This is a genomic window from Streptomyces sp. NPDC001514 (assembly GCF_053597075.1).
Window position 1 is genome coordinate 117,210 of record NZ_JBSFHO010000014.1, and the last position, 13,143, is coordinate 130,352.

The following is a 13,143-nucleotide window of genomic DNA, read 5'->3' on the forward strand; positions in this document are numbered from 1 at the left end:
TTCGTTGGGGCTATGCTGCGGATTATCCGGCCAAGAATGTCGTGCACCCAGCTGGCCTTCCATATCTGAAAAGCACCTGCCGACCGCGCGTCTAGTCTTTTCCGACAATACGGCTCGGCTATTTTCCATGCCTTTGCATATGGAAGTACGCTTCACCACGAGCGAGGAATTCGGACATGTCCGAATTCTCTAGCAACGCCTCCGTGAATTGCTGTTACCAGAGTCACGCCGTACACCCGCACCCGCTCGCCTGGGGTAGGGTTTTGCACATGGAGAAAACAACCGTAAGGTCCATCTCGTTCGAATCCGGCTTCCCCTCTATCGTCGAAATGATCGATGAAGAGTCAAACCCGGCTAAAGTCTTGGCGAATATCGAATCTGAGCAGCGGGAGACGGTAAAGCGTCTTCTTGAGGAAACCGGTGCCGTTCTTTTCCGCGGCTTCGATGTTCTCTCCATCGATGAGTTCGAGGATGTCGCCAGGAATCTCCTGGGAGAGCTGGCCGCGTACAAGGGAGGCGATGCCCCCCGTCACGCGGAGAGGGGCCTGGTCTACAACGCGTCCGGGCCGGACAGGACGCGCGCTGTGCGAGCCCATAACGAGCTCTCCTACGCCCCTTGGCACCCCGGGACGCTCATCTTCGGATGCAGCGTAGTGGCTGAGGAGGGCGGGGCCACCACCATCGTGGACGGCCATCGCGTGTACTCGTCTCTTCCGCCCGAGGTCCGGGAGGCCTTCAAGAACCGCGGTGTCACCTACATTCAGCACCTGCCGCACGCTGCCGGGGACCCGAGTGGCATCAAGTCCTGGCCCGAGACCTTCGAGACGGACTCGATGGACGATGTCATGGAGCACTGTCAGGCCAGCTACACGTCGGCCAAGTGGACTCCGCTCGGCCTGCTGACCACCAACCGGACAGCCGGAACCGTCGAGGTCGGCGCTGACAAGCGTCAGGCCTGGTTCAACCAGACCCACATTTGGCGAAAGGACCCCAGCACCGTTCCCGACGTCACGGACATGGAACGCTGGGAATCCTGGATCGGCTACGGCGCAACCTTCGGAGACGGCACGGAGATCCCCAGCGAGTACATGGAACTGGTACGCGACACGCTGAGCGAATGCGAGGTGGCCGTCCAGTGGGAAGCCGGTGACGTTCTCCTGGTCGACAACCGTGCGGCAATGCACGGCCGCCAGCCCTACAGCGGCGACCGGCAGGTCTTCGTCGCCTTCGCCTGACCTCGCAGCTCTTCGCCTCACCGCCTCATGAAGGATGCTGACGGCAGCCGGCCTCCGCCCTCCAGGACGAGCCGCCCATGCGATCAGGGCAACGTCCGCCAGCCGCTCGACGCTGTCGCCTCTACGGCCTCACACTCGATGCCCTACGCCCTGCAGGAACAGCGAGTCTGGGGCAGTCAGGCCCAGCAGACTCCGGTCATCCCGTCGACATCACCTGTCGGTTCGCCGGCTCTGCCTGCGCCTCTGGCGCACACAGCAGCCACATGACGACGGGCCACCGTACGCGGCAGAGGCCCAGCACAGCAGCATCTCCCACGCATCGATGGCGACCCGGTGTGTCCCCTGCCCTGGTACATCGCCCGTGCGAGTGGAACCACCTACCGCCCGGCGTGCCCGGCCTGCATCCCCGCACAAGGGACGCAGGCTCCGGCCCCACGTGTAGACAGCGCCACGGGCACGACAGGCCGGTGAAGCAGCAGGAACGCCCCGTGCGAAGCAATCCACAGCAGCCAGATCTCCGAGGAGAACACTCATGCGCACCATGCCCATCGTCGAGCTGAAGCCCGACGAACAGACCCGTCTGACCGAACTCGTCGAGATGGTCCTGGAGAACTGCCCGGGACAGACCGAATTCCGCTACCTCTCCTACGTTCGTCAGCAGCTGAGCATCCGCACCGAACTCCCTTACATCTTCGAGACCTTCGCCGCATCGGCCGGCGACCCTGTGCATGTGCAGAACCTTCCGCAGTTCGACGACATCGAGCGAAGCAAGATTCTCTGCCTGCTGCTCGGCGAGGCCATCGGCGCCTGCGTGGCCTATGCCGAGTACAACCACTCGTACATCACCGATATCCGGCCCACCAGTCTCTCGTCGGAGAAGAGCTCCGGCGTGGAGCTGCTGAGCATGCACAACGACCTGGCCTGGGCAAGCGACAACTGCCGCCCCCGGACCCTGGTGCTTGTGCCGCACGTCGCTTCCGGTGAGGTCCCCAAGACCCTCCTGGCTCCGGGGCGAGACGTGCTTGAACAACTCTCGGCAGACACGAAGGACGTCCTGCGACTGCGTCACTTCGAGGCCCGCTCGGGGTCTGCACTGTCCTGGGGGTTCGAGCGCGTGCGCCGCATGGAATTGCTCATCGAGGAGGAGGGGATGCCGCCGGTCATTCGGCTCAACTTCGGCACCTACACTCCGGCCGCCGGCCTCACTCCCGCCGAGGCAGAGCGAGCGGCTCAAGCCCTGATCGAGCTGAGTCAGGCCGCTCTTGAGGTCGGACGCCTGTACGGCATCTCGATCAAGAAGGGCGAGTCGGTGCTGATTCCCAACGACCACTGCGTGCACGGTCGCGACACCATCCAGCCCGACAAGTGTGAGCGGCTGCTTCTTCGGTCCTACGTCCTGCCGGACGAGGTCGCGGCGCGTCACGGCAACACGATGGTGCAGCTCAGCAGCTAGAGAGGGTACTTCACAATGTCCGACGTCGTTGTTATCGGCGCGGGTCACGTCGGCCTCACCCTCCTCGCGGACCTGCAGCTGGCGAAGTCGCACCATGGACTCAGCGCACGCCTCCTCTCTTTCGAGAGCGCCGCTGCGATGAAGGAGCGCAGCAAGAACTGGACCGGTCTAGTCATGGAGAACCTTGTGACCGGCTCGGTGGGGACATGCTCGCTCTCCGAGGACCAGTTCGGTTCGCTGTGGAGCGAAGACGGTCGTCAGGCGCTGGAAGAAGCCAGCACGATCGTCGTAACAGTCCCTGACATCCCGCACCTCAGGCTGGAACTGCTGGACCACCTTGAGCGCTCGGTCAATCTCGATGGGAAAGTGATCGTTTTCGTACGCGGTGGCCAGGGTGGGCAACCCGTGCTTGCCAAGTGGATCAGGGACTCCCCCGGCCTGCAGGACACCTCGGTCATCCTCGTCGAGGACTCGTTCTACGGAACCCGAGTGATCGGTTCCACCATCCAGTTCAAACGCAAGATTTCCGTGAACGTGTCGATCTACTCACGTACCCCGGATGTCGCCCTGTGCGCTCTGCGCCGGATGTTCCCGCTCGGTGAGCAGATCGGCAGGCCGTCCTGGCCCGATATGCACGTCTGCGACGGGATCGACCTGCTCTTCAACCCCCTCGGATATATCATTCATGTGGGTGTGGCGCTCGACCCGGAGAATCTGGACAAGACTCGCCAGGGCATCCGGTACACGCACTACATCGACGGCATCTCGCCACGGCTCGCTGCTCGGCTCGACCTGCTGGACAGGGAGCGCGTGCGCCTGGCACGCGCACTGGGAGCCGAAGCCCAGACATTCCCCGAGATCATCCAACGGCAGTACGGCCTTGCGCCCCAGAAGTCCTTCTACGACATGATGCAGTCATGCCGCGGCATCTACCGTTCGCTGTCGAGCGGCAGCATCGATGAGCTGCGCGTCTCACGCGTACTCATGGAGGACGTTCCCGCGTTCCACACAATCCGCTGGCTCGCCGACAAAGCTGGGCTGGACCTGCCGCACACGCAGTCATACTTCGACGACGTCATGGCCGGCCTGCAGGAGATCGGTGCCGACTCCCAGTCCTATACGACGTACCTCCCCCATCTCGAAAAGATCGACGGTGGCGTCGCAGGCGTCAGAGAGCTGCTGAACGAGCCACTGAGCAGGGCTGCCCTCCTGTGCGCGACCTGATGCCGGGTGGGCAGGCGACCCACTTCAGCAGCGAACCGTTCAGCACGAGCTGTGTGTCGAAAGGAAGTTGAAACTAGTCATGCCCCAGCACGTCCGCGATGTTCTGGTTGTGAACCGTCGCAGGCAAGAGCTTGTGACTCGCATCCTGCAGGACCCGGGACTGCGCCTGTCGCTGATCACCGAACCCGACTGTCTGCGGGACTATCCGTCGGCGGACGGCATGGAGTCCGTCACCCTGGTCGAAAGCGTCCAAAACCTGGACGAGGTCAGGCACGCCACGCTCGACCTGATGAACCGCTACACGTTCGACGCGATCGTCGCGCCGGCTGAGAGCTCCATACCTACGGGCGGCTACCTCCGCAGCTACTTGGCAATGCCGGGCATTCCCTTCGATGTCGCCCACGCGTTCTGCAACAAGAACGCGATGAAGGCGAGGCTCCGCAGGGCCGGATTGCGTGTCGCGAACACCACGCTGGCCCCGTCTAACGCATCCGTGGCCGAGTTCCTGCGCAAGCACGGACTTCCCGCCGTGATCAAGCCCGCCTGGGGCGACGGGGCGGCCAACGTTCATGTGGTGCGCGACGAGTCCGACGTGATCACGATCAGCCGGCCTGACGGACCGCTTCTGAGCAACGACGAAGCGCCCTTCCTCATCGAGGACTTCATTAAGTTCGACGAGGAGTACCACTGTGACGGGCTCGTCCACGACGGCAAGGTTCAGTTCACCGCCGTATCGAAGTACACCAGCCCCCCGCTTCGCGCCAAGGGTTCCGTGTTCGGTTCCTATACGCTGCCTGACGACAGTGACGAGGCGAGGGAGCTCGCCGAGTTGCACCAAAACGTCGTCCGGGCCATGGGGCTGTCGGACTCCGTCACCCACCTCGAGGTCTTCCGCACGCAAGAGGGCCTCGTCGTCGGCGAGATTGCCTGTCGGCCGGGAGGCGGAGGCATCCCTCAAACCCTGCAGCGCGCCTACGGGTTCGATGTCTGGAAGCACTTCCTGGCCACAGAGCTCAACAACCATCTGGCGTGGACACCCAAGGCGGCGGACGGGATCTACGGCTTCCTGATGTTCCCGGTGCGCCAGGGCGCCATCAGCCGTGTTCCCAGCGCCGACGTGTTTGCGGACTTCCCCCAGGTCGAGAAGGTCGACATCAAGGCCAAGCCGGGCGACCGCATCTGCGGAATGCTCTACTCCACCAGCATGGCCGGCATGGCCCACCTTCGCGTCGACTCAGTCGATGAGATACCCACACTGGTGGATGCCCTGGAGAAGCGATTCACCGTCGAGTATGCGGACTTCGACCCGGGTCCGGGGACAACGCGATGACCCGCGACGAAGCTCCCGCCGAGGCAGCACGTGAGGACGGCGACCAGACGAGCGGCTCCGACGGCTCCGACGGCTCCATGCGCCATTTCTGGGTGTTCACCGGCGCCTCCGCCGTTTCGAAGCTCGGCAACACGTTTCTAAACGTCGCCATGCCGTGGATCCTGCTCACGATCACCGGCTCGAAGGTGATCGCCGCCCTGAGTTTCGGTGTGCAGCTCGCGCCCTACGCGCTCTCGCCGATCTTCGGGGTCGTCGTCGACCGCTTCAACCGGCGCCAGGTGTTCATCTGGGCCGAGGTGGCACAGTGCGTCATGGTGGGACTGCTACCACTGCTCATCTCGGAAGGCAACGTGGTGTTCGTACTCGTGTTGCTCTTCCTGGTGGGCTGCGGTGGACTGACTTCCGAATTGACGAGCGACTTCGGCTTGATCCCCTCGATCGCCCCGGCCCACAGTCTGGCGAAAGCCTACAGCCGCTACACGACCACCATCTCGATCGTCCGGTTCGTGGGACCAGCCGTGGTGGGTGTCGTCATCAGCACACTAGGTCCTCAAGGCGCGCTCTGGATCGACGCCGCCACCTTCCTCATCACGGCCGCCGCCGCGGCCTCGCTTCCGCTGCACACCGCCGCAGAGCGCGGGCCGAGCCTGTTTCGCCAGATGCTGAGCAACGGTTTCAGCTGCTTCTGGCGCCTGAAGCAGGTAAGGCGGCTGACGGTAGCCCTGACCGTCTTCAACCTGGGTGCCGGCGCCGTACCGACGGTGCTCGTCGTCATCGCGCAAACGCGCTGGCACTGGAGTCCGCAGACCACTGGGGTCGCGCTCGGGCTGGGCGCCCTGGGAGCTGCCATCGGCGCCTGGGCCACTCCGTGGGTGGCACCCGGGCGAGGTCTTCAGACACGCGTGGGCATCTGGTTCGGCTTCTGTGGCATCGGTGGCCTCGTCATGGTGTTCGGGTCCCCCGTCGCCGTCATAGCCGGGTTCTTCCTGCTGTCCGTGGGCGAGGGCGGAATGAACGTCACCACGAACGAGTACCGGTACAACGCGATCCCGGACGATCTGCTCGGCCGTGTCAACGCGATCATCCGTGCCGCCGTCATCAGCGGCGCAGCCGTGTCCTCGGTAGTCCTGGGTTACACGGTGTCCCTGGACAGCCCACTGGCCTGGATGGCACCGGTCGTCATCGGTGCGGTGGTCGCCACAGGACTGTGGTCCACCCGGCCGGCACACCCCACCCTTCCTTCGAAACCTTGAGCTGCATGGCTCGCCTGTGACGGCTCGCCACCATCGCAGCGTGGTGGATGAACGCCGAGACCCGGTGAGCGCTGCTCCCCTTCGCACAACAAAAACGCACGCCGCTCTGAAGACCCTGATACAACGATTGAGAGCACCATGATCACCAGCGCGTTGGAGAACGCACATCAGCGGTACGCCGCCAAGCGTCCGATCAGCAAGAAGCAGCACGCGAAGGCCAGGGCCTTCCTCCCCTCGGGAACCACGCGCTCCGTCCTGGACTTCGACCCCTTTCCCTTCACCGTCGAGTCCGCTGCCGCCTGCCTCCTCAGAGACATCGACGGCCACGAGTACCTCGACTACCTGGGGGACTACAGCGTCGGCCTCGCTGGGCACAACCCCGAGGCGGTTCGGGATGCTGTCGCATCGGTCCTGGACAACGGCTGGTCGTTCGGCACCGTCGCCGCCGAAGAGGCAGAGGTTGCACGCATGCTGTGCGAGCGGTTCGAGTCGATGGACCTCGTCCGCTTCACCAGCTCCGGCACCGAGGCCAACCTGGTGGCGATCAACCTTGCCCTGAAGTCCGCGGGCCGGAGCAAGGTCCTGGTGTTCGACGGCGGGTACCACGGCGGTTTCCTCAGCTTCAGCCGGGGCCGTCCTTCGCTCAATGTTCCACTCGACGCCGTCATCTGCGACTACAACGACCTCGACTCCGTGCGAGAGGCATTCCAGCAGTGGCCCGAGCAGATCGGCTGCGTTCTGGTCGAGCCGATGCTCGGGTCCGGGGGACGTATCCAGGCCGCACCGGACTTCCTCCAGGGACTGAGGACCCTGTGCGACGAGAACGGCAGCGTGCTCATCTTCGACGAGGTGCAGACCTCCCGCATGTCCCATGGCGGCGGCCAGTCTCTCCTCGGCGTCCGTCCCGACCTGACAACTCTGGGCAAGTACATCGGTGGAGGCTTCGGATTCGGCGTCGTCGGTGGCGCTGAAGAGTTGATGCTCCAGATCGCACGGGGTGGAGAGCCTTCCTACGACCACTCCGGCACCTTCAACAACAACCGTTTCTCGATGGCGGCCAGCGCAGCCATGCTCAGCACCGTGCTGACGCGGTCGCGCCTCGACGCGCTGTTCCAGCGCGGTGAGGTCTTGCGCAAGCACGCCGACGCCATCCTGCGGGAGCACGGTTTCCAGGCCACCGGCTGGGGGTCCCTCATGGGGATCCATCCCACCGACGTCCCCATCATCCGCGCGTCAGACCTGGCGGGAACAGACAAGCGACCGGTGGAGCTGCTGTTCCACGAGATGCTCGAGCGGGGCATCTACATCGGCAAGAGCGGCTTCGTCACGCTGTCTCTGCCGCAGACGGCAGAGACTGACGCCCACTTCCTGACCGCGCTGGAGAGCTCTATACGGGTGGTCGCACAGGTCGGAATGTGAGCTTGCCCACATGCCGCCGACTCCACCCGACACAGGAGGGGTCAAGACGGCCGGCCACTGCCGAGCCCTGCACGCGCAACCGGTCCTGGGGGCGTCCGGTGGTGTAAAACGTGCCCCCCTAACCTTGAGGACATGAGCATGTACAAGAGCAGCACTGAGGTGAGCGTCGACGCGATGCTTGAAGACTTGCGGATGCTCGTCGAAGTCGAGTCTCCCTCGGGTGACCTCGACGCGCTCCACGCGTCGGCCCGCACCGTTGCGGCGATCCTCGAGAAACGCCTGGGTCGCCAGGCCGTCCTGCTGGACAGCAAGGCCGGGCCACATGTGCACTGGACGGGCGGCGGCGATCCTCAAGTGCTCATCCTCGGCCACCATGACACGGTCTTCCCGCTGGGCACGCTAGCGCGTCGTCCGTTCCAGGTGGAGGACGGACGCGCAACGGGACCCGGCGTCTTTGACATGCTCGGCGGGCTGGTGCAAGCCATTCACGGCCTGGCCGCAATGGATGACCTCTCAGGTGTGGAGATTTTGATGACCGCCGACGAAGAGGTCGGTTCAGCCACCTCAAGAGCGCTTATCGAAGAGCGGGCACGCGCCTGCGGAGCCGTGCTGGTCTTCGAAGGCGCGGCCGATGGCGGGCACCTGAAGACCGGCCGCAAGGGCTGCGGAACTTTCGAGGTCCTTATCAAGGGCTGCGCGTCGCATGCCGGGCTTGAGCCGGAGGCCGGGGTTAACGCACTGGTCGAGGCAGCGCACCAAGTGCTGGCAATTGCGGCGTTGAGCCGCCCGGAGATCGGGACGACGGTGTCGCCGACAGTGGCGTCGGCAGGCACCTCGGACAACGTGATTCCGGCGGACGCGACAGTGTCGGTCGATGTCCGGGTGAAGTCGGCACAGGAGAAGGAACGGGTCGAGTCGGCGCTCGCAGCGCTTGCTCCGCATCTGGAGGGAGCGCAGATCACGGTGCGGGGGGCGGTGGGCCGCCCCCCGATGCCCGAGTCGGCGTCGGCGAAATTGTTCGAGATGGCGCAGCGGCTGCTGCCGGGCATCGAGGGAACGGCTGTGGGTGGGGGCAGCGACGGCAACTTCACGGGTGCGCTGGGCGTGCCCACGCTCGACGGCCTGGGTGCCGTTGGCGGCGGTGCCCACGCCGACCACGAGTACCTGGTGGTCGAAGCGATGGCGGAACGGGCGAACCTTGTCACCGAACTGGTGAAGGCGATCCGTAATTCGGCGTAAGGCAACGCGTTCACGTCAACGGCGGCCATCACTGTGAGCCACGGCCTCCCTGAAGCCGCCGGGTGGGGCAGCTTGCCCAGGTCAGCAGCGGAGACGCGAGAGCCAGTCACCGGCCTTCTGCTCGGGCCGGGGTTGTTCATGCTCCTGGTGCTCGCCGTTGGCCTGCTGCTGGCGTACGGCCGTGACGGCCTGGTACTTGCAGTCCTCGCACAGGTACGGGTGGATGTCCTTGGGGGCGTCCCACCCGGTCGGGTGGATCGCCTTCCAGCGCTGGTCGGTGAACTTCGCCCCGCAGTCGGCGCAGACGGGGCGGCTGGCCTCGCGCTCGGCCGCCTTCTGCTCTGCCGCGCAGCACACCTGCGCCTGGCACTCCTCCTGGCGGGCCGTCGCCTCCTCTCGCTCGCGGGCGTCGGCGGCCTCGCGGCGGGGGTTGCCGATCGCCTCCAGGAGGGGCTGCATGTGGTCGCGGCCGAAGCGGAGGAACACCGGTCCGGCCGGACCGTGCTGGCGGAGGTTGCACAGCCCGGTCGCGATGATCGGGATCTTCCCGTCGTAGAGGTGGTGGCCACCGCGCTGCCGCTTCCCCGCCCACAGGTGGCGGGTGAGCTCGATCAGGCGCAGGACGGTGCGGTGGGGGTTGCGGTCGCCGATGTGGTTGAACACCAGCAGCACGGGCGGGTGCGACACGTCACCGACCCATCCCGCGGGGACCGTCCAGCGGGTGCGCCACATCGGGCGCTCCTTGCCGTCGGTGTCCTTCACCTTCCGCCGGAAGAACCGGGCGTACTTCTCCAGCTTGTCGGCGATCTCGTCAGGGGTCTCGTGGCAGGCGCCGCTGGAGCACGCGCCTGCTCACCAAGGAGCCGGCCGCCCTTGCCGGGCGCGTTCCACGTACCGGTGCGGGCAGCGGGACCTCGGTCCAGTACGAGGCGATGGTGCCGACATAGCGCGGGATCGCCGTTTAGCCAAACCGGCGATCCCGCGCATCATTAATGGTCCACCGCCACTACCTGCCCGTACGTCGAAAGGCATCACCAAGACGATCATCAATTCAACTCCCCTCACATCGTCAACGCTTCACGCTTCCGCTCGTGAGGAACAGGTCCCAGTCGCGCTCCAGATCGCTCGGAACACGCAGTTGGACCGATGCTTCGCTGTTGATGCCGTCGCGACCGAACCTTGTCACGTCCTGGGTAAAACTGACCGCGAGTTCAATCCGAGTGGCCTTCAAATCGGCATTGAGCCCAGAGCGCGATCCGGCGTGACTGCACTCAAGGCACCTGCGGTGGTTCGCCGCGGGGAGTTCCCGTGCCGCGTGCTACGCATCGGCCGTGGGACACGTGTCGTCACCGCGTCCTTGCTCCGCGTACTCGAAAGCGGAGAGCCGGAGTGAAACGGCCCCCGCGCCGAGCCTTGCACGCCGTCGTAGTCCGCCGCGCGCAGAAGCCCCGCCGGGCATTCCGGCGGGGCTTCTGCGTCTCACGCGCTCTCACACGCGTCTCACAGACTGTGTGGACTTCCTCGGACCATGAGGCCCTGGCCTGGCACTAAGCTCCCGTCCTGCACCGGCTGGACGCCCCTGGACGGTCGCTATGACCTGTGCCAGGTGGGACCGTCACAGCTCAAGGACAGTGGTCACCACCCCGTGTGGCCGGTCTCGCTGTCCGCGGCCGGATGCAGATGCCGTCGGAAGCACGGCCCCTCCCCGCGGCATGGGTGTCCCTGCTGGCGGGCTAGGCATCAGCGGTTCCCGCGCCAGTGCAGAAGCCCGGCCTGGAGGCAATACGCACCACAAGCCCTCACGCTGCGGCCCGCCAACTCGGTGCATTCCTCAGGCGTGCCACGACATGGTCGCGTCCGGCTTCGACCGCTCCATGGCGCCGGGCGGCGGCCAACCAGGAGTGGCGTTCTTCGAAGCCGGCCACCAAGCAGCGCATGAGGCGAAGGTCCACTCAAGCAAGGTCCCGGTCCGGGGAACAGCATCGATCACGATCCGGACCATTCTCGGGCCAGCAACCCCGCCAAGGTCTCGACGGGCGCTATTTGCGCTGGTCAGCGATGCGTTGCCGCTGTACCACCAGCAGACGAAGAACTTGCTCGGACTCACAGGCACCAAACGCGCCTGCCACGAGTCGAAGTCTTGCCCGGGAGTCAGGCCGGCAGCAATTTCAGACACTGCGTCCTCCGCAGACGAGCCGATTCACACAGCCCCCGTTGGAAACGGCCCGATCTGCTACACATGCCGGGGTTCAACGCAGCGTAGTCAGCACCAAGTCAGCACGGGAGGGGTGAGAAGGGGTGATGACGTGGGCTTTTAGTCAGCACGAAACCAGCACGGGAGTCAGCACCGCATCTCCTCGTGCCCCAATAGCTCAACTCGGACACGGTCCCTCGCGGCCTTCTAGAAGCCCCCGCAGAGGCTCCGACAGCGCCCCCATGGTGGCCGCGCGCACTCCGACACCCAGAACTATGGTGTCCCACCACATACGCCTCTGACCTGCGTGTTTCTACGGTGTGGCGACACGAAAACGTCCACGTCAACCGCCAGGAAGTGGTGCCGATGTCCTCCCCCGCGACCGCTCCCCCACAACCGTCCAACCTCCGTCGCATCGTCGCCGCGAGCCTCATCGGCACCACCATCGAGTGGTACGACTTCTTCCTCTACGGATCGGCCGCGGCGCTGGTCTTCAACAAGCTGTTCTTTCCGGGCTCGGATCCGCTGGTCGGGACCCTGCTGTCCTTCCTGACGTACGCCGTCGGCTTTGCCGCGCGGCCGCTCGGGGCGCTGGTGTTCGGGCACTACGGGGACAGGCTCGGGCGCAAGAAGCTGCTGGTGCTCAGTCTGCTGCTGATGGGCGGGGCGACGTTCGCGATCGGGCTGCTGCCTACGCATGCAACGATCGGAACGGCCGCTCCCGTGCTGCTGACCGTGCTGCGGCTCGTGCAGGGGTTCGCGCTCGGCGGTGAGTGGGGCGGAGCCGTGCTGCTGGTGTCGGAGCACGGGGACGCCCGGCGGCGTGGGTTCTGGGCCTCGTGGCCGCAGACCGGGGCGCCGGCCGGGCAGTTGCTGGCGACCGGTGTGCTGTCGGCGCTGACCGCGCTGCTGTCGGATGCTGCGTTCACCTCGTGGGGCTGGCGCATACCGTTCCTGCTCTCCGGAGTGCTTGTCGTCGTCGGTTTGTGGATTCGTCTGTCTGTCGATGAATCGCCCGTGTTCAAGGCCGCCCTGGCGCATGCCGAGGAGCGGAAGGCCGCCGCGGGGCAGGCCGAGAAGATGCCGCTCGTGGCGGTGCTGCGGCACCACTGGCGCGACGTGCTGATCGCGATGGGCGCGCGGATGGCCGAGAACATCAGCTACTACGTGCTCACCGCCTTCATCCTCGTCTACGCGACCACCTCGGCAGGGCTCAGCAAGCAGACCGCCCTCAATGCGGTGCTCATCGCCTCCGCCGTGCATTTCGCGGTCATTCCGGCGTGGGGTGCGCTGTCGGACCGGATCGGGCGGCGTCCGGTGTATCTGATCGGCGCGGTCGGCGTGGGTCTGTGGATGTTCCCGTTCTTCACGCTCATCGACTCCAAGTCGTTCGGCAGCCTGCTGCTGGCCGTCACCGTCGGACTCGTGCTGCACGGGGCGATGTACGCGCCTCAGGCGGCCTTCTTCTCCGAGATGTTCGCGACGCGCATGCGCTACTCGGGCGCGTCGATCGGCGCCCAGTTCTCGTCCGTGGCGGCCGGGGCGCCGGCCCCGCTGATCGCGACCGCGCTGCTCGCCGACTACGGCAGCTCGACGCCGATCGCCCTCTACGTGATCGCCGCCGCGCTGCTGACGGTCGTCGCCATCATCTGTGCCCGGGAGACCCGCGACCGGGATCTGGCCGATGTCGCGGCAGGACAGGACAGCCATGACGTGCGGGACGCGGTGGCAACCGCCGACGCGCCGACGACCGCCTGAGCCTGAGCCGCAGGAAGACCCTCCGGGCCGCGTGGACC

9 protein-coding genes are annotated in these 13,143 nt (G+C 65.6%); 8 read left to right on the forward strand and 1 reads right to left on the reverse strand.

Features of this window, described 5'->3' with window-relative positions; translation table 11 throughout:
• Positions 1–269 precede the first annotated feature (269 nt).
• The 7 genes from ACWCXB_RS17215 to ACWCXB_RS17245 all read left to right on the forward strand — a co-directional run bounded on the left by ACWCXB_RS17215 (position 270) and on the right by ACWCXB_RS17245 (position 9,153).
• A complete protein-coding gene (locus ACWCXB_RS17215) occupies positions 270–1,235 on the forward strand; it encodes a TauD/TfdA family dioxygenase (protein WP_450723613.1) in 966 nt (321 codons plus the stop codon).
• 532 nt (positions 1,236–1,767) lie between these two features.
• Entirely contained in the window at positions 1,768–2,688 is a 921-nt protein-coding gene (locus tag ACWCXB_RS17220; protein WP_450723615.1) for a TauD/TfdA family dioxygenase, read from the forward strand.
• Between the two features lie 15 nt (positions 2,689–2,703).
• Entirely contained in the window at positions 2,704–3,912 is a 1,209-nt protein-coding gene (locus tag ACWCXB_RS17225; protein ID WP_450723617.1) for an NAD/NADP octopine/nopaline dehydrogenase family protein, read from the forward strand.
• A 79-nt stretch (positions 3,913–3,991) separates the two neighbouring features.
• A complete protein-coding gene (locus tag ACWCXB_RS17230) occupies positions 3,992–5,242 on the forward strand; it encodes an ATP-grasp domain-containing protein (protein ID WP_450723619.1) in 1,251 nt (416 codons plus the stop codon).
• A gap of 92 nt (positions 5,243–5,334) precedes the next feature.
• The gene (locus ACWCXB_RS17235; RefSeq protein ID WP_450723621.1) at positions 5,335–6,495 is read left to right on the forward strand and encodes an MFS transporter; all 1,161 of its coding nucleotides are present in this window, start codon (positions 5,335–5,337) and stop codon (positions 6,493–6,495) included.
• Positions 6,496–6,633: 138 nt separating this feature from the next.
• The gene (locus ACWCXB_RS17240) at positions 6,634–7,914 is read left to right on the forward strand and encodes an aspartate aminotransferase family protein (protein ID WP_450723623.1); all 1,281 of its coding nucleotides are present in this window, start codon (positions 6,634–6,636) and stop codon (positions 7,912–7,914) included.
• A 132-nt stretch (positions 7,915–8,046) separates the two neighbouring features.
• Positions 8,047–9,153, forward strand: coding sequence for a M20 family metallopeptidase (locus ACWCXB_RS17245; RefSeq protein WP_450723625.1), 1,107 nt, complete (start codon positions 8,047–8,049; stop codon positions 9,151–9,153).
• An 81-nt stretch (positions 9,154–9,234) separates the two neighbouring features.
• Here the strand turns inward: ACWCXB_RS17245 and ACWCXB_RS17250 are convergent, their stop codons facing one another.
• A complete protein-coding gene (locus ACWCXB_RS17250) occupies positions 9,235–9,885 on the reverse strand; it encodes a hypothetical protein (RefSeq protein ID WP_450723627.1) in 651 nt (216 codons plus the stop codon).
• Between the two features lie 1,828 nt (positions 9,886–11,713).
• Here ACWCXB_RS17250 and ACWCXB_RS17255 point away from each other — a divergent pair.
• Entirely contained in the window at positions 11,714–13,105 is a 1,392-nt protein-coding gene (locus ACWCXB_RS17255; RefSeq protein WP_450723629.1) for an MFS transporter, read from the forward strand.
• Positions 13,106–13,143 lie beyond the last annotated feature (38 nt).

Excerpts from the sequence above, each read along its gene's own strand:
- ACWCXB_RS17225 (WP_450723617.1), top strand. The coding sequence starts at position 2,704 with ATGTCCGACGTCGTTGTTATCGGCGCGGGTCACGTCGGCCTCACCCTC.
- ACWCXB_RS17245 (WP_450723625.1), top strand. The coding sequence starts at position 8,047 with ATGAGCATGTACAAGAGCAGCACTGAGGTGAGCGTCGACGCGATGCTT.
- ACWCXB_RS17240 (WP_450723623.1), top strand. The coding sequence starts at position 6,634 with ATGATCACCAGCGCGTTGGAGAACGCACATCAGCGGTACGCCGCCAAG.
- ACWCXB_RS17255 (WP_450723629.1), top strand. The coding sequence starts at position 11,714 with ATGTCCTCCCCCGCGACCGCTCCCCCACAACCGTCCAACCTCCGTCGC.
- ACWCXB_RS17215 (WP_450723613.1), top strand. The coding sequence starts at position 270 with ATGGAGAAAACAACCGTAAGGTCCATCTCGTTCGAATCCGGCTTCCCC.
- ACWCXB_RS17250 (WP_450723627.1), bottom strand. The coding sequence starts at position 9,885 with ATGTGGCGCACCCGCTGGACGGTCCCCGCGGGATGGGTCGGTGACGTG.
- ACWCXB_RS17220 (WP_450723615.1), top strand. The coding sequence starts at position 1,768 with ATGCGCACCATGCCCATCGTCGAGCTGAAGCCCGACGAACAGACCCGT.
- ACWCXB_RS17230 (WP_450723619.1), top strand. The coding sequence starts at position 3,992 with ATGCCCCAGCACGTCCGCGATGTTCTGGTTGTGAACCGTCGCAGGCAA.